Origin of the sequence: Streptomyces asoensis, from assembly GCF_016860545.1 — a bacterium.
Classification (GTDB): domain Bacteria; phylum Actinomycetota; class Actinomycetes; order Streptomycetales; family Streptomycetaceae; genus Streptomyces; species Streptomyces asoensis.
Genome location: NZ_BNEB01000002.1, coordinates 1,695,260 through 1,715,839 on the forward strand (window position 1 = coordinate 1,695,260; position 20,580 = coordinate 1,715,839).

The 20,580-nt window shown below is 71.2% G+C and carries 10 protein-coding genes; 7 read left to right on the top strand and 3 right to left on the bottom strand.

Annotation, left to right across the window (positions count from 1 at the left end):
* The first annotated feature begins 173 nt into the window (after nucleotides 1-173).
* From Saso_RS10455 to Saso_RS10475, 5 genes are all read left to right on the top strand, one after another.
* Complete coding sequence (locus tag Saso_RS10455) at nucleotides 174-1,289, top strand: acyltransferase family protein (protein WP_229901108.1); 1,116 nt, start codon at nucleotides 174-176, stop codon at nucleotides 1,287-1,289.
* Between the two features lie 98 nt (nucleotides 1,290-1,387).
* Nucleotides 1,388-1,957, top strand: coding sequence for a hypothetical protein (locus Saso_RS10460; RefSeq protein ID WP_189918843.1), 570 nt, complete (start codon nucleotides 1,388-1,390; stop codon nucleotides 1,955-1,957).
* Between the two features lie 254 nt (nucleotides 1,958-2,211).
* Nucleotides 2,212-6,612, top strand: coding sequence for a LamG-like jellyroll fold domain-containing protein (locus Saso_RS10465; RefSeq protein ID WP_189918845.1), 4,401 nt, complete (start codon nucleotides 2,212-2,214; stop codon nucleotides 6,610-6,612).
* A gap of 145 nt (nucleotides 6,613-6,757) precedes the next feature.
* Complete coding sequence (locus Saso_RS10470; RefSeq protein WP_189918848.1) at nucleotides 6,758-13,630, top strand: polymorphic toxin-type HINT domain-containing protein; 6,873 nt, start codon at nucleotides 6,758-6,760, stop codon at nucleotides 13,628-13,630.
* Nucleotides 13,627-13,836: a hypothetical protein gene (locus tag Saso_RS10475; RefSeq protein WP_189918850.1), complete on the top strand. Its 210-nt coding sequence runs from the start codon at nucleotides 13,627-13,629 to the stop codon at nucleotides 13,834-13,836. The genes Saso_RS10470 and Saso_RS10475 overlap by 4 nt, the downstream gene beginning before the upstream one ends.
* A 227-nt stretch (nucleotides 13,837-14,063) precedes the next feature.
* Here Saso_RS10475 and Saso_RS10480 read toward each other — a convergent pair whose 3' ends face one another.
* Complete coding sequence (locus Saso_RS10480; RefSeq protein ID WP_189918852.1) at nucleotides 14,064-14,723, bottom strand: MSMEG_1061 family FMN-dependent PPOX-type flavoprotein; 660 nt, start codon at nucleotides 14,721-14,723, stop codon at nucleotides 14,064-14,066.
* A 313-nt stretch (nucleotides 14,724-15,036) separates the two neighbouring features.
* Here Saso_RS10480 and Saso_RS10485 point away from each other — a divergent pair, with 313 nt between their 5' ends.
* Together Saso_RS10485 and Saso_RS10490 are read left to right on the top strand one after the other, a co-directional pair.
* Complete coding sequence (locus Saso_RS10485; protein WP_203833517.1) at nucleotides 15,037-15,615, top strand: PASTA domain-containing protein; 579 nt, start codon at nucleotides 15,037-15,039, stop codon at nucleotides 15,613-15,615.
* 378 nt (nucleotides 15,616-15,993) lie between these two features.
* Complete coding sequence (locus Saso_RS10490) at nucleotides 15,994-16,620, top strand: hypothetical protein (protein ID WP_189918857.1); 627 nt, start codon at nucleotides 15,994-15,996, stop codon at nucleotides 16,618-16,620.
* Between the two features lie 106 nt (nucleotides 16,621-16,726).
* Here Saso_RS10490 and Saso_RS10495 read toward each other — a convergent pair whose 3' ends face one another.
* Together Saso_RS10495 and Saso_RS10500 are read right to left on the bottom strand one after the other, a co-directional pair.
* A complete protein-coding gene (locus Saso_RS10495; protein ID WP_189918859.1) occupies nucleotides 16,727-17,506 on the bottom strand; it encodes an AfsR/SARP family transcriptional regulator in 780 nt (259 codons plus the stop codon).
* A gap of 147 nt (nucleotides 17,507-17,653) precedes the next feature.
* On the bottom strand, nucleotides 17,654-20,509 hold the full coding sequence (locus Saso_RS10500; protein ID WP_189918861.1) for an AfsR/SARP family transcriptional regulator: 2,856 nt from the start codon (nucleotides 20,507-20,509) through the stop codon (nucleotides 17,654-17,656).
* Between the last annotated feature and the right edge of the window lie 71 nt (nucleotides 20,510-20,580).

The window sequence follows — 20,580 nt, forward strand, 5'->3', positions numbered from 1 at the left end:
GCATCATCGGCGTGAGGCCTGCACGGTGTCCGAGAAGGGGTTGAAGGATTCCAGTGGATTCGAGCCGTTCGGTCAGCAGCACTCTCGACCCGGCCGTCCCGGTGAGACAGGAGGAGGGGGAGAGCCGACCGCCCGTCCGGGGGCAGGTGTCGGGGCTGGACGGCCTGCGGGGCTTGGCCGCGTTATACGTGGTGCTCTTCCACTGCTGGCTGTACACCTTCCCGGGCTACCCCAGCAGTTCGGCACCGTGGTGGCTGGACGGGCTGATGTTCGGGCGGCTCGCGGTGGTCTTCTTCCTGGTGCTGTCGGGGTTCTCGCTGGCGATCTCCCCGGCGCGCCACGGCTGGCGCTCCGGGGGTGTCGGAGAGTTCCTGCGGCGACGTGCCTGGCGCATTCTGCCTCCCTACTGGGCGGCGCTGGCCATGAGTCTCGTCATCTCCCTGTTCGTGGTGCCGGCTTCCCACTTCGGACCGCCCACCGGATCATCGGTCCTGGTGTACGGGCTCGTCCTCCAGGACGTGTTCACCGCCCCGACGCCGAACGGCGCGTTCTGGTCGATCGCCGTGGAGGCCGAACTCTACGTCGTCTTCCCGCTGTTGCTCCTCGTGCGGCGACGGCTGAACGCGGTGGCCCTGGTCGTGGGCGTGACCCTTCCGGTGGTCGTCGGCGGTCTGCTGGCGGCGGGCTCGAACCCGGTGGAGGGCGACAACTGGCTCACTCCGCATCTGGCCCCCGTGTTCGTGGCGGGCATGGTGGGCGCGGGTGTGGTCGTCGCGGCGGACAGGGTCCGGCGGCTGCCGTGGGCCTGGTTCGCCCTTCTGGCCGCCCTGCCCGTCGTGGCGCTCATCGTCCTGCGGGGCGGTGTCTGGACGGTCCACCACTACTTCTGGATCGACCTCGCGATCGCCCCGGCCATGACGATGCTCATCGCCGCGGTGGCCACCGGCCGCCCCGCCCTCCTCGTACGGCTCCTGACCGCACGACCCGTCCGGAGCCTCGGGGACTTCTCCTACAGCCTCTACCTGATCCACCTCCCGATCGTGATGGCCGTGATCCGCCGGGTGGCGCCGCACTTCGTCTCCCCCGGCCTGCCGACCTTCGTCTTCACCCTCGCGGTGGCCCTCCCGGTCTCGGTCCTCGCGGCCCGGACCTTCTCCCGCCTCTTCGAACTCCCCTTCAAGCGCAACAGATCCTGGAAGTCCCTGATCACACAAGGGAGTTCGAGCCTTACCGGTACAACAGCGGGGGACCGTCGGCCGCTGCACGAAGAACAGGTCCGCGAGGTATGACCGTCCGGCTGCCTCCTGTTCCCGCGCGCCCGCTCAGCCGGGCAGGGCACGCGAACGGAGGCGGACCGACGGGCGCTCCTGTGCGACAGGATGTGCGCATGATGCGAACCGCGCGTGCGCTGCTTCCCTTCCTCCTGCTGCCCGTCCTCGTCACGGGCTGCGGTACGGACGACGAGGGCGGGACACGAGACACACGGCCCGGGGCGGCCGCCGACGCCTCGGGCCTCGACGCTGCCGCGCGCGCCTGGGGCGTCGCCCCGGAACTCGTCCGGATCACCGACGTCCACGGTTTCACCGTGGAGCCGCAGTCGGTCGGGGCGTACGGCCATGGCGGGTTCGCCGCCGTGTACCGGTCCGACACGGGGACCGCCCGGTTCGGTCTCTTCGGGGAACGCGGCACGCTGACGGCGCAGAGCTGTCCCCGGCAGCCGCTGGTCGACGGGTCGGACGAGCGGGTCACCTGTGAACGCGACGGCGACGCCTGGTACCGCAAGGCGGGTGATCACCACGAATACGCGGTACCCGCGGACGGCGTGCTGATCCGGCTGAGCGCCGACGTGGACAAGGTCGGCAGGGCCACTCTGCGCAAGGCGGCCGAGTCGGCCCATCGCCCCGACCCGGCCGAACTGGCCGAGCTGCTGCCTGCCGCGCAGGGCGCGGACACCTGACGTCGGCGACGCGCCGGGATCCCTCGCTGCAAGGGTCCATGACAAAAGGGTCACCCGTGCCGAAGCGCGGTGAAGCTGCGTGACAAACGTGAAGTAATTCACGTCCGGGCTCGGCCGGTAAGTAGATCTTGTTTGCTTTGTCCGCTCGCGAGGCTCTGGTGAACGCGCTTGCCCCGCCCGTAAGTTGCGACCTTGCCGTCGGTACGACGAACGACGGTTGTGGCTCAACTGGGCTTTGTGGGGGAGTAGTTCATATGAATACGTACGGGGGGAGACGTCGGCTGCGTGCCGTCGGCGTCGTGCTCTGCGCGGCCCTGGTGCTGGGGGCGGGCGCATCCGGGGAAGCCGCGGCGGTGCCCGACGGGAACGCCGGCGCCTCGGCCGTCGAGGCCGACGGGAGCGCAGCGGCCCCCGCGGCGGACGGGACAGCCGATTCCCGGGAGTCCGGGCAGGATGAGGGCGCGGGCGAGGACTCCAAGGCGCTCGCCCGGGCCGCACGCACGGGCAAACCGGTGGAGATCGCCTCGCTGCGCGGTGAGAGCAGTGAGGTGTACGCCACCCCGCAAGGACACCTGGAGGCGCGGGAACACCTGCGCCCGGTGCGGACCCGGGTGGACGGCGTGTGGCGTGACATCGACACCACACTGACCCGTGCGGCGGACGGCGCGGTGACGCCGAAGGCCACGACGGTCGGCCTGACGTTCTCCGGCGGCGGCACGGCCCCGCTGGTGCGCATGACCAAGAACGGCCGCGAGCTGGCTCTGTCGTGGCCCGGGGAGCTGCCTGCCCCGCAACTGGACGCGAACACCGTCACCTATCCCGAGGTGCTGCCCGGCGTGGATCTGCGGATGACGGCCCAGCAGGACGGCTTCACCCAGCTCCTGGTCGTCAAGTCGGCCGGAGCCGCAGCGAGCAGCGAACTGAAGTCCCTGCACCTGGCCATGGAAGCCGGCGGGCTGCGGGTCGAGGAGACGGGTGATGGAGGCCTGGCGGCGATCGACCGGGGCGCCGGCAGCGCCGTCTTCGAGGCCCCCCGTCCCGTGATGTGGGACTCGAGCACCCGCACACCCGCGGCGACACAGTCTGCCACGCCGACGGCATCGGCGGCGGCGCAGGGCACCGCGAAGCGTGCGGCCGCCGGTGCGGCGGACACGGCCGGTGCCGCTGCGTCGGCGTCCGCCATCGCGTCCCCGGCCGCGGGCGACGCCGACGCGCCGGAGGCCGTCGCGGCGGAGTCCGCGAACGTGGCGCCTGTCGGCGTGGACGTGCCCGTGGGGCAGAACACGCTGGTGCTGACGCCGGACAGCACTGTCCTGAAGGGCAAGAACACGGTGTACCCCGTGTTCATCGACCCGCAGTGGTACTCCCCGAAGGCCACGGCGTGGACCATGGCCTCCAAGTACTGGGCGTCGTCCCCGCAGTGGAAGTTCAACGGCGACTCGGACGCGGGCATGGGCTACTGCAACTGGTCGTACTGCGCGCCGTACGACACCAAACGGCTCTTCTACCGGATCCCGACCTCGAAGTTCGCCGGACGCACCGTGCTCCAGGCGGAGTTCGTGGTCCGCAACACCTGGTCGGCGTCGTGCACCGCCAAGAGCGTGGAGCTCTGGCGCACCAAGGACATCTCCTCGTCGACCACGTGGAACTCGCAGGACAACGACGCTTTCTGGATCGATCACCTCAGGACGGCGTCCTTCGCCTACGGCTTCACGGGCTGCGCGGCCAAGGACGCGGAGTTCGACGTGAAGTCCGCGGTGCAGCAGGCCGCGGACAAGAAGTGGTCGACCATGACCTTCGGGCTGAGGGCGGCGAGCGAGAGCGACGGCTACGCCTGGAAGCGGTTCTCGGACGACGCCTACCTGCGCGTGCAGTACAACCGGCCGCCTCCGCAGGTCAAGATGTCGCAGCTCACGATGGAGTACGGCGGATCGTGCAAGAAGCCCGCGAGCGCAGCGCGCGTGCGTACTCTGGGCAAGATCTACGCGAACGACGTCACCGACCCCGACGGCGACTCCGTGTCGGTGGAGTTCCGCGCGAGCTGGGACACCGGTGACGGCAAGGGCGTCGTCACCCGCTGGAAGTCCGGACTGACGACAGCGAAGAAGTCCGGCTCCGACTTCGCCATCGGTCTGCCGTCCTCCGTACCCCCCGACAAGACGGTGAACTGGTACGTCCACTCCTACGACGGAGCACAGTATTCGCCCTGGTCGTACACGGGCGACCCGACCGCCTGCTACTTCGTGTACGACAAGAGCGTGCCCAAAGCGCCCACCATCGCCTCGGCCATCTACCCGGCCTCGAATCCCGAGGACCCGGAAGACCCCTGGTACGACGGAGTGGGACAGTACGGCGACTTCGTGATCACGGGGGCCGTCTCGGACGTCACGAAGTACTGGTACGGCATCAACGGCGACCCGGTGTCCGCCAACACGGTGACTACCTCGGGCGGAGCGGCCAGGACCGTTCCCGTACTGCCGCTCAAGCCGGGCCTCAACACCTTCACCGCGCGGTCCTGGGACGCCGCCGGCAACGGCTCCGAGATCCGCACCTACCAGTTCCGGGTCAAGTCGGGGCAGCTCGAACGCGCCGACTGGTCGATGGACGAGGCGACCGGCGCCACGCAGGTCGCGGGAGGCGCACCGGAGCAGACCGCGGCCCTGCACGGCGCTCCCACACCGAACGTGGAGGGCAAGTTCGGCAAGGCGGTGCAGTTCGACGGCGTCGACGACTACGCCGCCACCGACATCGCCACGATCAACACCGACGTCAGCTTCTCCGTCTCCGCATGGGTGAAGCTCTCGGCCATGCCGTCCGGAGCGGCGGTCGTCGCCTCCCAGCGGGGCAACAACGCACCGGGCTTCGAGCTGTACTACTCCAAGGGCTACGACCGCTGGGTGTTCAACCAGTACGGCGCCGACAGCGCCGACGCCACCCCCGTGCGCGCGATGCAGGCCGCGGCCGGCGGCGTCAAGGCGGGGGAGTGGACCCACCTGGTCGGCATGTACGCGGCCGGTGAGAAGCTGCTGAAGCTGTACGTGAACGGCACGCTCGCCGGAACCACTTCCTACAGCACGGCGTGGAACGCGCGCCGGGGCCTGGTGATCGGGGGCAGCTTCCTCGGCGGGACACCCACCTCGCCCTTCCCGGGCGCCATCGACGAGGTGAAGACCTTCGAGAAGCCCCTGTCCGCCGCCGAGGTGTCCAGCCTGTACAGCTCCAACTCGATCGGCGCCGGCCGCCCGGCTCGCGCGGTCTTCCACCTGGACGACGCGGCCGACGCGACCGTGCTCAGCGGGCGGGCGGACGTCAACCCGGCGGTCCTCAAGGGCGGCGCCACCACCGGTGCCGCGGGAGTCGACGGCAACGCGCTCACCCTGGACGGCACCGACGACTACGCCGCCACCAGCGGCCCGCACATCAACACCTCGTACAGCTTCGCCGTCTCGGCCTGGGTGAAGCTGCCGAAGACGAAACCGGCACATGCCGCGACCGTCGCCTCGCAGATCGGCACCACGGTGACAGGCCCCGAGCTGTACTACTCCAACTCCTACGACCGCTGGGTGTTCAACGAACACAGCGCCGACACCGCCGACTCCACGGTGGTGCGGGCCATGCAGCCCGACGGCACCACCGCGTACGGCGGTGAGTGGACGCATCTCGTCGGCGTGCAGGACACCGAGGCCGACAAGCTGTCCCTGTACGTCAACGGGACCCTGGCCGGCACCGCAGCACTGCCCTCCAGCTGGTACGCGGGAGGGGCCGTGCAGATCGGCGCCAGCGCCTTCCAGGGGGTGCCCACCTCGTTCTTCCCGGGCCAGATCGACGACGTGCGGCTCTTCGACCGGCCGGTGTCGGCCGGTGAGGTGCAGCAGCTGTTCAAGCAGCGGGCGGTGGTCAAGGGCCGCTGGAAGTTCGAGACCGCCACGGGCACTCCGCCGGTCTCGCCGGACGCCTCTTCCTCCGGCAACGCCATGACCCTCTACAACGGCGCCCGCACCGACGCGGGATGGGTCGACGGTGCCGTCGCCCTGGACGGCACGGACGACTATGCCGCGGCCCCCGTGGTGCCGGTCGACACCAGCACCAGCTTCACCGTCAGCGCCTACGTCCAGGCGGCCGCCGCACCCACGGCTCCCGTCACGGTCATGAGCGCCCCCGGCACCAGGAAGAGCGCGTTCGCCGTCCGGTACGAACCCAGCGCGAACCCGTCCACCGATCCCGGCCGCTGGCGGATCACCACGGCCGACTCCGACAGCGACTCCGCCGCGGTCTCCGACATCGGCAACGGCATGTTCTACAGTCCCACCGACTGGAACCACGTCGCCCTCGTCTACGACGGCTTCGCCAAGGAGCTCCGCCTCTACGTCAACGGCGAGCTCCAGGAGACCGCCTGCGCCGACGCCGACGACGACGGGGTGCAGGACGACACGGGCTGCACCGACATCGTGTCCTGGTCCGACGACGTGCTGACCTACAAGGCCGCGAAGACCCTGCAACTCGGGCGGGACACGAGCGGGACGACGTCCGGCCAGTACTTCCCCGGCTCTCTGTCCGACATCTGGGTTTTCCAGGGAGCGCTGACCGAGACCCAGATCGACCACCTCGCCCTCGGCATGCCGGGTGAGGCGACCGCCGTGCCCAGCGGCGGCTGAGGTCCAGCCGACGGGGACGGGCCGGCCGCCGCACGCGACCGGCCCGTCCCCGCCCCCTACCACCCGGCACCACCGCGCATCCCGCTCCGCCGAGCGCGGCTTCCCGCTGCCCGCGGAGCACTCAACGGGAGGACGACACCACCGCATGAGAGTCAGAGCACGTACACGAACGGGCCGGTACTGGCGCCGCACGGCCATGGCCACGGCCGCCGTGCTGACCGGAACCTTGCTCCAGGCGTCGGGCGTGCCCGCCGTCGCGCAGGGCTGGACCAGGCCGCCGCTGCCCCGGGCGGAGTCGCCGGTGGCCGGTGGGCCGGTGGGCAAGGCGATCCCGCGCACACTGACCAAGGGTCCCCGCACACCCGCCGAGGCTCCGGCCACCGGGTGGCCGAAGGCGGGCACGGCTGCGGTGACGCTGGGGTCGCGGACGACCCGGGTCGAGGGCGCGCCGCTCACTCTCGCCACCCGGGCCGCACGCCCGGCGGAGGCGGCCGCCGGCCGCTACACCGTGACCACGCTGTCCCGCGAGGTGTCGAAGAGGGCAGGTGCCGACGGGCCGGTCTTCGCCCTCACCCCCCGGCCGGACGGCGCGCCACGCGGCGGCAAGGTGCGGGCCGCGCTGGACTATTCCTCGTTCGCTGGCCTGTACGGCGGCGGCTACGCAGACCGGCTGACCCTGGTCCGGCTGCCTGCCTGTGCGCTCACGACACCCGAGAAGACCCGGTGCCGTGCGGCCCGACCGGTGCCGACCGTCAACGACACCGAGAAGCACACGCTGACGACGGATTCGGTCGCTCTCAGCGCGAGCTCGGCCACCGTGCTCGCGGCGACCACGGCGGCCGCCGGTGACACGGGCGACTACACGGCCACCTCCCTGGCGGCCTCGTCGGCCTGGTCCACGGACCAGAGCAGCGGCGCGTTCGCCTGGTCGTACGACATGGCGGTGCCGCAGGTGCCCGGCGGCCTCACCCCGAAGGTCGGACTGTCCTACTCCTCGGGCGGGATGGACGGCCGCACCGGCAACACCAACAACCAGGCCTCGTGGGTCGGCGACGGCTTCGACCTGGCACCCGGCTTCATCGAGCGCAGCTACAAGAGCTGCACGGACGACGGTGCGACCAACGCCGATGGCAACAAGCCGGGTGACCTGTGCTGGGCCTACGACAACGCCACCCTGTCGCTGAACGGCTCGGGCGGCGAACTGGTCCCGACCGGCGCCAACTCCTTCAAGCTCCAGAACGACGACGGCACGAAGGTCGACCGCATCTACGGCTCGTCGTCCGACGTGCGCTCCAACGGCGCCCGCAACGACGAGTACTGGCGGGTGACGACCCCCGACGGCACGCAGTACTACTTCGGCTACAACCGGCTGCCCGGCTGGACGAGCGGCGCCGAGACCACCGACTCGGCCTGGACGGTGCCGGTCTTCGGTAACAACACCGACGAACCGTGCAACGCCTCGACCTTCGCTGCGTCCTGGTGCCAGCAGGGATGGCGCTGGAACCTGGACTACGTCGTGGACCCGCACGGCGACGCCGTCGCGTACTACTACGACAAGGAGACCAATTCCTACGGCCGCAACCTGAAGGCCGCCGACGACACCCCCTACGTGCGCGGTGGCACGCTGGACCGCGTCGAGTACGGCCTGAGGTCCACGGCCGTGTACTCGGCGAAGGCACTGGCCAAGGTCGACTTCACCAGCAGCGAGCGCTGCATCGCCGACGCCACGACCACCTGTTCGTCCATCTCCACGGACCCCGCCCACTGGTACGACACCCCGTGGGACCTGAACTGCGAGGCGGGCACCGACTGCGACGACGGCCGCTTCTCCCCGGTGTTCTTCACCCGCAAGCGGTTGACGTCCGTCACCACCCAGGTGCTCGTGTCCGGCGCCTACAGCAACGTCGACGGCTGGAAGCTGGCCCATCGGTGGGGCATGGCCGACACCGACTACCAGCTGCTGCTCGACTCCGTCGAACGCACCGGCTACGACGCGACCACCTCGGTCACCCTGCCGAAGGTCACCTTCGCCTACACCCAGCTCGCCAACCGGCTCGACAAGATCGGCGACGGCTACGCCCCGTACATCAAGTCCCGGCTGTCCACGGTCGCCGACGAGTCCGGCGGGCAGATCGACGTCGGCTACTCCGCCCCGGTGTGCGACGCCGCCGCGCTGCCCACGCCGGAGACCAACACCACCCGCTGCTTCCCCCAGTACATCGGCGGCAGTTCCACCGACGACCCGGACCGGCAGTGGTTCAACAAGTACGTCGTGAACACGGTCACCTCCACCGACCGCACCGGCGGCGCACCCGACCAGGTCACCATGTACGACTACCTGGACGGCGCCGCCTGGCACTACGACGATGACGACGGCATGACCAAGGAGAAGTCCAAGACCTGGTCACAGTGGCGCGGTTACGGCCACGTGCGCGTGCGCACCGGCGGGCAGGGCGGCGCGTCGGCGATGAAGACGCAGACCGACAGCTACTTCCTGCGCGGCATGGACGGCGACCGCAAGACGATCTCCGGCGGCACCAAGAGCGTCTCCGTCACCCTCGACTCCGGTGAGGGCGACCCGATCACCGACCACGACTCGCAGGCCGGTTTCGCCTACAGGACGGTCACCTATTCCGGACCGGGCGGCAAGGTGCTCGCCAAGACGGTGAACAGGCCCTGGTACAAGGAGACCGCGAAGAAGGTCCGCACCTGGGGCACCGTCACCGCCGACCTCACGGGCAACGCCTCCAGCAGGTCGTGGACGTCACTGGACGACGGCGCGGGTGCCAAGTGGCAGACCACGGCGACCTCCGACACCCACGACCCCGCCACCGGCCTGGTCACCCAGACCGAGGACCTGGGCGACACGACCACCTCCGCCGACGACCAGTGCACCCGCACCACCTTCGTCTCCGGCAGCGTTCCCGTCGCGGCCCCCGCCCGGGTCGAGACGGTCGCCAAGGCCTGCGACGCCGCCACCAGCCGCCCCGCCGACGTCATGTCCGACGTGCGCACCGCCTACGACGGCGCGGCGTACGGCGCCGCGGCGACCAAGGGCGACGCCACCAGGACGGCGAAACTCAAGACGTACAGCGGCTCCAGCGCGCTCTACCTCGAGTCCACGTCCACCTATGACGGCTACGGCCGGGCGCTGACCACCACCGACCTGACCGCCGACGTCACGGTCACTTCCGCCGGCGCGCTCACCCGCGCCGCCCGTACCGACGGCCGCACCACCACCACCGCCTACAACCCCACCACCGGATTCCCCACCAGCAGCTCGGTCACCACCCCGCCCGCCACACCCGGCGACAGCACGACCGCCCAGACGTCCACCACCGCCTACGAAGCGCTGCGCGGACAGCCTCTCACGGAGACCGACACCAACGGCAAGGTCATCACCTACGCCTACGACCCGCTGGGCCGCACGTCCAAGGTATGGCTCGCGGACCGGCTCACCGGCCAGACACCGACCTACGAGTTCACCTACACCATCACCGACAACAAGCCGGTCGTGGTCGGCACGAAGACCATCGGCAACAACGGAGCCCAGGACACCTCGTACGCCTTTTACGACGGCTTCCTGCGCCCCCGCCAGACACAGTCCCCCGGCCCGAACGGCAAGACCCTGCTCGCGGACACCTTCTACGACGAACGCGGCCTGACCGCGAAGGAGTTCGCCACCTACTACACCGACACCACCGCCCCGTCCACGACCATGTTCAAGCCCGCGGACGCACTCACCGTCGAGACACAGAACCGCTACACCTACGACGGACTGGGCCGCGTCACCGAGCTGAAGCAGATCGCCGGCAACGGCGACGGCGGAGCGGTCCTCGGCGTCACCCGGACGATCTACGGCGGCGACCGCACCACGGTCATCCCCCCGGTCGGCGGTACCGCGCGGACCACTCTCACCGACGCCCGCGGCAACACCACCGAACTGCGCCTGCTGCACGCCCGGGCCGCCGAGGCCGCCTACGACAGCACGCTGTACGGCTACTCGCCGCGCGGTGAGCTCACCAAGGTCACCGACCCGGCGGGCAACGCCTGGACCTGGACCTACGACCTGATGGGCCGGGTCACCGACACCACCGACCCCGACAAGGGCGCCGGGCACACCGACTACGACGACCGCTCCCAGGTGACCAGCACCAAGGACGGCCGCAACGCGGTCCTCGCCCACGTCTACGACGGCCTGGGCCGCAAGACCGAACTGCGGGACACGTCCGCGACCGGCACCCTGCGTGCCAAGTGGGTCTACGACACCGTCAGCGGAGCCAAGGGACAGCTCGCGTCCAGCTCGCGCTACGTCGGCGGCCAGGAGTACAAGTCCAGCGTCGTCGCCTACGACCGCCAGTACCGGCCGCTGCGCACGTCCGTGACGATCCCGTCGACCGAGGGCGACCTCCAGGGCACCTATCTGTCGACGACCTCGTACAACGCCTCGGGCACCGTGCAGGGCGTCGGCTACCCCAAGGCGGGTGCCCTGGCCGCCGGCAGCGTCACCTACACCTACGAGGACGGCACACTGCGGCCCGTGAAGGTCAGCGGTCCGCAGGACCTGACCGCCACGACGGCCTACAGCTTCGTGGGCAAGCCCCTGCAATACAGCATGGCCGCGGGGGGCGGCAAGAACACGCTCGAGACCAACACCTACCAGTGGGGCACCCAGCGGCTGGCCACCTCGCGGGTGGACCGCCAGGACGTCACGGGCGTCGACCAGTTCAACACCTACTCCTACGACGAGGCGGGCAACGTCCTGTCCGTCGCCGACAGTTCCCGCTCCGGCACCGACAACCAGTGCTTCTCCTACGACTACCTCGGCCGGCTGACCGAGGCGTGGGCCCAGTCGGCCACCAGCTGCGCCACCGCGCCCAGCGGCACCGTGCTGGGCGGCCCGGCCCCGTACTGGACGTCGTACAGCTACGACAAGGTCGGCAACCGGCTCTCCGAGACCCAGCACGCCACCACCTCCGGTGCCTCGGACACCAGCCGCACCTACCACTACCCCGACGCGGGTGCCGTACGGCCGCACGCCCTGAGCTCGATCGACACGACCACCGGAACCGTCAAGTCCACCGACAGCTTCACCTACGACACGGGCGGCAACACCCACACCCGCCAGCTGGGCAACGGCACCTCCCAGACCCTGGACTGGGACGCCGAGGGCCACCTCGCCAAGGTCACCCAGCCGGTCGAGGGCGGCAGCGACAAGGTCACCGACTACCTCTACGACGCCGCCGGCAACCGGCTGATCGGCCGTACCCCGACCGAGACCACCCTGTACCTCGGCTCCACCGAGGTCACGCTGGCCAAGGGCGCCACGACCGCCAAGGGCACCCGCTACTTCGACCTGGGCGGCGGACACCAGGCCGTCCAGGCCGACGACGGCACCATCTCCTTCACCCTGGCCGACCACCACGGCACCTCCCAGCTGTCCGTCAACGCGGCGAGCCAGGCGCTCACCCAGCGCCGCACGCTGCCCTTCGGCGGCCTGCGCGGCACCGTCCCGGGCACCTGGACCGGCACCAAGGGCTTCGTCGGCGGCACCACCGACACCGTCACCGGCCTCACCCACCTCGGCGCCCGCGAGTACGACCCGGCCATCGGCCGCTTCCTTTCGGTGGACCCGGTCTTCACGGCCGCCGACCCGCAGCAGATGCACGGGTACAGCTACGCCAACAGCAACCCGCTCACCTACTCCGACCCGGCCGGCACGGAGATCGGCTCCCGCCCCAACTCCTGCCAGTACGACATCAAGTACTGCTCCAAGCACCAGCAGAAGGAAGTCGGCTACGACGCGAAGTCGGGCACGTCCGACTACCACCGCGGCAACATCTACAAGCGCTCCCAGGCCGCCAAGAAGCACTGGGTGGCGTCGAACACCCCGGTCACCAAGGACATCGACAAGCTGGCCGACCAGTACTGGTCCCCGCGGATGAACGGGGAGTTCACGGACGACTTCTGGTACAACCCGGTCTACGAGTCGTCCAAGGAGGGCTCCGCCTGCTACGGGCGCGAGGGGTGCCGTCAGGCCTATCTCTACGTGCTGCACGGCGGCAAGGACGTCGACAAGGCGAAGGAGATCGCGGCCACCTACTGCGTCTACAACGCCGAGGAATGCAACGACAAGGCCGCGGCGGTCGCCCGCGGCAACGTCATCCGGGACGCCGTGGCCACCGCGTTGCTGGCCTATGTGGGCGGGGCCGCCGGCGCGGAGAGACCCTGCAACAGCTTCGTCCCGGGCACCGAAGTCCTCATGGCCGACGGCACCACCAAACCCATCGAGGACGTGAAGACAGGCGACAAGGTCCTCGCCACCGACCCGGAGACGGGCCGCACCAAGGTCAAGACCGTCACCGCCGAGATCACCGGCAAGGGCCTGAAGAACCTGGTCCGGATCACCCTCTCCATCACGGCCGACGGCAAGGAGCTGACCACGTCGATCACGGCGACCGACGGACACCCCTTCTGGGTCCCGGAACTCGGCGCATGGGTCGACGCCACCCGCCTGGCCGCCGGCGAACGACTCACTTCGTCCGCCCACGCCGAAGTCCGCATCACCACGATCCGACGCTGGACCCAGCCGGCCACGGTCCACAACCTGATCGTCGCCGACATTCACACCTACTACGCACTGGCCGGGGACACACCCGTCCTGGTGCACAACGGCTGCGGTGATTCTTCGCACGCCGCCGACTGCTACTGCAATTGGGGGCAGCCGGTCGTACCGCGTGCCAAGGCTCCCTCCGGAAACTCCGGAACCGCGACTCGAGACGTGCACGGCACCGACCGGACAGCGATGCGCGGAGTCGACGTCGACCATGTGTGGCAGAACGGGACGCTGTACACCCAGGAAGACGGCCAGATAGTCAGAGTCCTGAACACCGGAAACGGAACATACGATGTCGTCGTGCGCGATATGAGCAACCCGACCGGTGCACCCACCACCGTCATCAAGGATGCGACGCAGAATTACCTGGACAACAAACTCAACAGCGGGAGATGGGGATGATCGACGATCAGCCCTCCTGGACCGGTGCGGTCACGGAGCGATTGCGGTGCTGCGTCTGTGGAGGGTCGACCGACGACTCGCCCGACTACGTACTCGTCGAGTTGACCGCCCCCTCCGCCGATACACGCCAGTGGCTCGGCGCCCATGCCGGACATCTGAATGAGGTGCTTGCGGAGGGATTCCACGTCGAGGTCCACTTGATGTGACTCCCAGGGTGGCCGCTCCCTTGCACGGAAGGGGAGCGGCTTCCCTTTTCCCGACGAGCGGCCGAGTCCCTCCTGCCCCCGGTTCGCGTCAGGTTCGTGCGGGGCCCGGGAGCCGGGGTGCGGACGTCCTCAGCAGCCGGGGGAGACCACGGGCGTCGGAACGTCGATCCTGTCCACCGGGCCGCAGGGGCCCGTCGGGGGTGCCCTCGGGCGATCGCGGTGGGGTGTCACTCGTAGCGGTACTTCAGGGAATCCGCTTCCGCCTGTTCGATGTCGGCGATCGTCAGGTCGGGCATGCGCAGTTGGGCCAGGGTGACCTCGGCCGAGGTCGGCTGGGCGTCCGCCGGGAGCCACTGGTCCGGCTTCCACGCGCCGCTGCGCAGCAGCGACTTGGGGCAGTGCGGGTAGACCTCCTCGATGCCCAGCACCAGTGCGCTGGCCGGTGGCTTCCCCACGGCGGTCAGCTGGGACAGCAAGTCCGGGCGGGTGGAGACGCAGGCCCGGCCGTTCACCCTGAGGGTCGTCGTGCGCCCGGGGATGACGAACAGCAGCCCGGCCCGGCCGGTGGCGAGGACGTTCTGAAGCGTGTCGAGACGCTTGTTGCCGGTCGCGTCGGGTATCGCCACCGTCCGTGAGTCGAGGACGGCGACGAACCCTGCGGGGCCGCCGCGCGGGGAGACGTCACAGTTGCCCTCGGCGTCGGCGCTGGCGATCAGGACCAGCGCGGAGCATGCGATCAACCGCCGCGTCTGCTCGGTGAGTTCCGTCATCTGCTTGCGCACGGCGGCGTCGCCGGGGAGTGCGTAGACCCGGCGCAGCGTCTCCTGGTCGGGCACGGCGTCGAGGCGGAGCGAGTCGAAGGCACTGGCGGCAAGGGGTGGCGTCATGCCCCGACCCTACGTGGCCGACCTGCGTCGATCGCCGGTCGTGCGGAGAGTGGCCCGCTGAGCGGACCGCCGGGCGACAGGCCGGTTCGCGTGCAACACACTGGCGGCCGGTCGCTGACGAGCCCGAGGGTGCCGCCGACGGCACCCGTCGCACGGGGGCACAGCGGAAGACGAGAAGGGGGAACCGGGAGTCATGGACAGACGATCGAGTGCGGGATCTCGCCGGAGCAACGGAGGCGGAGACGGGGGCGCGGGGCCGCGCGGTCGGGCGGGCCGGTGGGCGCGGTCGCCCAGGGCCGGGGTGCTGGTGGTCGTGGCGCTGCTGGCGGGCGCCTTCGCCGTCACGCCGGCGTACGCGGACGACCCGGGGCTCAACTGTGCGCTCACCGCGACCGCCACGGTCTCGGTCTCCCCGTCACCCGTGGTGTTCGGGCAGAACGCCCAGGTGCAGTGGAGCGCGGACGGTGTGAACTGCTTCTCCGAAGACGCGTTGCAGATCAGCGGGCCCGGCTTCGATCCGGCCACGGAGATCTTCCCGGTCGGCGGCGGTTCGCGTGCGGTGTTCGTCGGCTTCACGGGCACCGCCACCTGGGACGTGACGGTCGTCGACCTGTCGTCGGACACCGGGTTCTCCCGGCATCTGGCGTCCGTCACGACATCGGTCTCCCAGGTCACCACCGTTCCCGACCTGACGGGCGACACCCTCGCCCAGGCCCGGCAGGCGCTGACGAACGAGGGGTACGTGCTCGGCAGTGTGGGCAGTGTCGTCGACTGCGAGAACGTGCAGAGGGTGAGCAGCCAGAGCCCCTCCGCGGGTACTCCGCTGGTGCGCGGTTCCTCGGTGTCGATCGACATCGGACGCAGGCCCGCGCCCCCCAGACAGTGCAACTGACCTGTCAACTCCTTCCCTGTGCGCCGGGATCGCGGAACTCGCGGTCCCGGCGCACGTGCGTGAGCCTGCCCTGCCCTGCCCTGCCCTGCCCTGACCGGCCCGGCGGGGCGCCGGTGCCGGCGCCGGGGGCTGTCGACGCGTTGCGAACGCACTGTCGACGGCCCTCGGCAGACTGAAGGTGTCGAGGCCGGACGGGCTCCCGCTTCGCCGGTTCCTCGGCACGGCGACGCCTCGCCGCCTCGTCACAACGTCACATCGCCACATCGGCACTTGTCACATCGGCACCTCGCCGCATGGCGACGCCGATCTGTCGATGCGTCGACTCGTCGATCCCGTCGGTCTCGTCTACGGGGTCCCGATGCCTCAGGAGAGTTCAGCATGAGAAAGCACGTGACGACCCTCATCGCCGCGGTCGCCCTCACCGCGGGCGCCGCGGTGAGCACGGCTCCCTCGGCCCTCGCCGCCGCCCCGGACGCGGCCGGCGGCACGGCGCGGGCGGCCGCCGCCCGGGCGTCGCACCCCGCGGCGAACGTCAACCGCAACGTCAGGCGGGTGCCGGCCACGCCGGCCGCGGCGAACGTGATCTACAGCCCCGGCTGCTCCGGAACGACCCTCCCCATCGACTGCACCATCACCGAGCCGGTGGTCACGCAGCGCGAGACGACGTACCCCTTCTCGTTCCTGCCGGGCGACCACGTCACCGTGACCGCGGGGGGCTGCGTGCAGACGGGCGGCCACGGGCTGACCTGGAAGCGGTACGTCGACCCGGCCTCGGACAACGACCTCTACCACGGGCTCATCACCGTGCCGGGGGCGACGGCCGACCTGGCACGGCTGGTGAACGTCGTCGGACGGCCGTACGTCGTCGGCGGCCGGGGCGGGAGCCTCAAACTGGGCTACGAGGACGACGGTTACTCCGACAACGGGTACACGGCGCACGACAACGGCACCGGGAACCAGTGCCTGAACTCCGTGAACGCCTACGTGCGCATCGTCGTCTCCTGACCGTCGTCTCCGTCCCCGGAGCGGCCGGGGCGGGGCACGCGGGACGACCGTCGGGCCCGGCGCGTGTCCCGCGCCCGACGGCCGTCCCGGTGGGCGCGGGCCCGCGCTACCCGTGCGCCAGGGTGACGTCGTGCCGGAGGATCCGGTGGTGGATCTCGGCCAGGGCAGGCGAGGGGTCGACCCCGTGTCCGTCCATCAGCAGGGCGCGGGCCGTGCGGAACGCGGCCAGGGCGTCGGCCTGCCGCCCCAGGCGGTACAGCGCGATCATCAGCTGGCCCCACAGCAGCTCGCGCGTGGGGTGGGTCCGCTCGAGTCCCTCCAGTTCGACGGCCGTCTGGGCGTCGAGCCTCAGGGCGAGCGCGGCCTCGATCCGGGTCTCGACCGCCGAGAGCCGGAGCTGTTCCAGCTGGGTCGAGCGGGCGGCCGTCGCGGGCAGGTGGCGGAACTCGGCGTACGCGTCTCCGCGCCACAGCGCGAGCGCGTCGGTGAGGTGCTCGAACGCGAGCCCGGGCCGGGTGGCCAGCGCCTGCCGGCCCGCACTCACCAGCCGCTCGAACCGTACGGCGTCCACCGCGGCCGGGTCGATCCGCAGCTGGTAGCCCGGCGGCCGGGTGACCAGTGCGTTCGCGGCGTCGGAGCCACCGGTGCGGCGAAGGGCCGCGCGCAGCCGGGAGACGTACGTGCGGACCGTCCGGTGCGCGCCCTCCGGAGGGCGCGCACCCCATAACTCGTCGACCAGCACCCATACGCCGACGGTCCGGCCGGGTGCGGCGGCCAGCAGGGCCAGGACACCGCGTGGCTGGGGACCGCCGAGAGCGACGGGCCGGCCGTGCACGGCTGCTTCCAGTGGTCCCAGTACGCGCAGTTCCAGCCCGGGAGTCTCCATCGTCCTCATCCCTGCTCTCGAAACGCTGGTGCGGGCGGCGGGGCCGCTCGCGGGGCCGTCAGGTGGTCCGAAACTGTGGCCCGGCGGAGCGCGGTTGTCATGCCCAGTTCCACTGAACGGTCCGTCGCGGATCCGGTGGACGGCCGGTCAGGCGCGGTCCGGGAGCACGGTGTCGGCGGGGTCCTTGCCGAGGTGGTGCAGGAGTCTGGCCCGCAGCGCATCGACGTCGGGATGCCCGAGTTCCTCGAAGAGGCCCAGGGAGCGGGTCCAGGCGTCGCGGGCGGCGTCCGGCCTGCGGGCGGCGTGGTGGGTGTCACCGAGGTGGGCGAGGATGTCCGCCTCGAAGTAGCGGTCCCCCAGCTCATGGAAGAGGACGGTGGCCTGTTCGTAGCAGGTGGCGGCCTCCTCGTGCCGGCCGAGATGGTGGTGGGCGTAGCCGAGCGTGTCCCAGGTGTGCGCCTCGCCGGAGGTGTGCCCGGTGTGCGCGACCAGCGCGAGTGCCTGTCTGCCGTGCACGATGGCCTCCTCGTAGTGGCCGAGTTCGGCCTGGTCCCAGCCGACGTTGTTCAGGGCCATCGCCTGCCAGGCGCGGTCGCCCGCGGCGCCGAACAGGTCCACCGCCCTGCGCGAGTGGTCCAGTGCCTGCGAGCGGAGTCCCTGGCGGGTGGAGACCCGGCCGAGGGCGAGGCAGGTGTGGCCCGCGCCCCCGGGATCACCGAGCTCCCGGTACAGCTCGGCGGCGCGTTCGAGATGGTCCCGCGCCTCGGCCTGCCGCCCGAGGGCCGAGGCGGCGTTGCCGAGGTTGCGCCGGGCGCACGCCTCCGCCGCCGGGTCGGCCAGCCGGTGGGCCGAGGCCAGCGCGACCGTGTGGACGGCGGTCCAGTCGGACCACAGGACGCTGCGCTGCTGGAACGTGGTCAGCGCCGCGGCCAGCTGCCACACGTGACGGTCGCAGCCCGCGTCGAAGGCGTGGTGGACGGCGTTGAGGAGGACGGGGTGCTCGGCGGTGAACCACGCTGTCGCGGCCTCCCGGTCGGCCGGTCGCTCGGGCGCCACCCCGGGCCGGGCCGGTGCGGGGACGACGCGGTCGGCCGGCGGCCCGAGGAGGCGCTGTGCCTCCACGGCGGTGTGCAGGTAGTGGTCGAGCATCCGGTGCGTCGCCTCGAGACGGTCGTCCCGCGGGTCCTCGGCCCGGGCCAGCTCCCCTGCGTACTCCCGCAGCAGATCGTGGAAGGTGTAGCGGCCGGGGACGGGCTCGGCGAGCAGGTGCGTCCGGGTCAGTTCCGACAGCTGCGCCCTGACCTGCGCGGGTGACGAACCGGCCAGACTCGCCGCGGCGGACGCGGTGACGTCCGGGCCGGGGTGCAGTCCGAGCAGTCGGAACAGCCGGGCGGCCGCGGGACCGAGGGAGTCGTAGGACCAGGAGAAGACGGCCCGCACCTGGCTCGCCGGGTCGCCGCCGTCGAGCGCGTCCAGCCGGTCGCCGGTGCCGGTGAGTTCGTCCGCGAGCGTGGCGAGCGGGATGTGCGGCTGGGCGGCGGCGCGCGCGGCGACGACGGCGAGGGCCAGGGGCAGACCCGCGCAGCTTTCCACGACGGCCGCGACGGCGGCGGGCTCGGCCGCGGTGCGGGCGGCGCCGAGCCGGTCGGCCAGCATGGACCCGGCCTCGGCCGGGGTGAGCACGTCGAGGGCGAGCAGATGGGCGCCCTCGGCCACGGCCAGACTGGTGAGGCGGTTGCGGCTGGTGACCAGCGCCAGGCAGCCGGGTGCGCCCGGCAGCAGCGGCCGGACCTGTTCGGCGTCCCGGGCGTTGTCCAGGACCACCAGCACCCGCCGGTCGGCCAGCAGACTGCGGTAGAGGGCGGCCTGGGCCTCCACGCCCGCGGGGATCCTGGCCGGGGGCACCTGGAAGGCGTCCAGGAACCCCCGCAGTGCCTCGGCCGGGTCGCGGGCGGGTCCGCCCGGGTCGAAGCCGCGCAGGTTGACGTACAACTGGCCGTCCGGGAAGTGCCCGCGCATCCGGTGTCCCCAGTGCACGGCCAGGGTCGTCTTGCCGACGCCGGCGGTGCCGGACACCGCCGAGATCACCACGGGGGCCGACGACCGTGCCGTGTCGACGATGCCGTCCAGGTGCGACAACTCCTTCTCCCGGCCGGTGAACCCCCTTACCGAAAGCGGCAGTTGGGCGGGGATCACCTCGCGCTGCGGACGGGGGCGCGGGGGCTCCGGCGCGGCCGCGGGACCCGTCGAGCCGAGCGACCGGCCCCGCAGGACGAGCTGATGGACCTCGCGCAGCGCGGTGCCGGGATCCGTCCCCAGCTCCTCCGCGAGACGCTGTCGCACCGCGGCGTAGCACTCCAGCGCCTCCGGGCCCCGTCCGGCGGAGTACAGCGCCCGCATCAGCGCCTCGGCCAGCGGCTCCACGAGCGGGTGTTCGCCCAGCAGCGCGGAGAGCGGCCCGATCGCGGAGGCGGGGTCACCGAGCCGGGTCCGGACGCTGGCCCACTGGACGGTCGCGTCCACCCGCTCGCGCCGCCACGCCTCCCGTGTCCGCTCCGCCCAGATACCGTCCAGTCCGCTGAGCGGCTCGCCGCGCCACAGACCGAGGGCCTCGCCCAGCAGCGACGCCCGCGCGGGGTCCGGCAGCGCGTCCGTCCGTGCCTGACCGATCAGGTGTCGGAAGCGGTGTACGTCGACCTCTTCCCGGCCGGCCTCCAGGACGTAGCCGCCGGACCGGCGCGTCAGCCGCAGCCGCCGGTCCGCGGGTTCCGGCGTCTGTTCGCAGATCTGACGGATCCGGGCTATGTGCGAGTAGACCGAGCGGCGGGCCCCCTGCGGCGGGGCCGGGCCCCACACCCGTGTGATCACCACGTCGGCGGCCACCGGCCGGCCCGCGTCCACGGCCAACGCCGCGAGTACGGCGCGCCGTTGCGGTGGTCCCACCTCCGTCGTCCGCTCCGGCCCGGCCAGTTCGACGGGTCCGAGTAATCGCACTTGCGGCATGTTGGCCCCCCAGGTCCTTCGGCGTCGCACGAGTCTGCCCGCGTCCGGACCGGGAGCGACAGCGTCCTCGG

What these genes read in the sequence shown, in the direction of transcription:
- Saso_RS10460 (WP_189918843.1), top strand. Translation starts at nt 1,388, where the DNA reads ATGATGCGAACCGCGCGTGCGCTGCTTCCCTTCCTCCTGCTGCCCGTC.
- Saso_RS10465 (WP_189918845.1), top strand. Translation starts at nt 2,212, where the DNA reads ATGAATACGTACGGGGGGAGACGTCGGCTGCGTGCCGTCGGCGTCGTG.
- Saso_RS10470 (WP_189918848.1), top strand. Translation starts at nt 6,758, where the DNA reads ATGAGAGTCAGAGCACGTACACGAACGGGCCGGTACTGGCGCCGCACG.
- Saso_RS10475 (WP_189918850.1), top strand. Translation starts at nt 13,627, where the DNA reads ATGATCGACGATCAGCCCTCCTGGACCGGTGCGGTCACGGAGCGATTG.
- Saso_RS10480 (WP_189918852.1), bottom strand. Translation starts at nt 14,723, where the DNA reads ATGACGCCACCCCTTGCCGCCAGTGCCTTCGACTCGCTCCGCCTCGAC.
- Saso_RS10490 (WP_189918857.1), top strand. Translation starts at nt 15,994, where the DNA reads ATGAGAAAGCACGTGACGACCCTCATCGCCGCGGTCGCCCTCACCGCG.
- Saso_RS10495 (WP_189918859.1), bottom strand. Translation starts at nt 17,506, where the DNA reads ATGGAGACTCCCGGGCTGGAACTGCGCGTACTGGGACCACTGGAAGCA.
- Saso_RS10500 (WP_189918861.1), bottom strand. Translation starts at nt 20,509, where the DNA reads ATGCCGCAAGTGCGATTACTCGGACCCGTCGAACTGGCCGGGCCGGAG.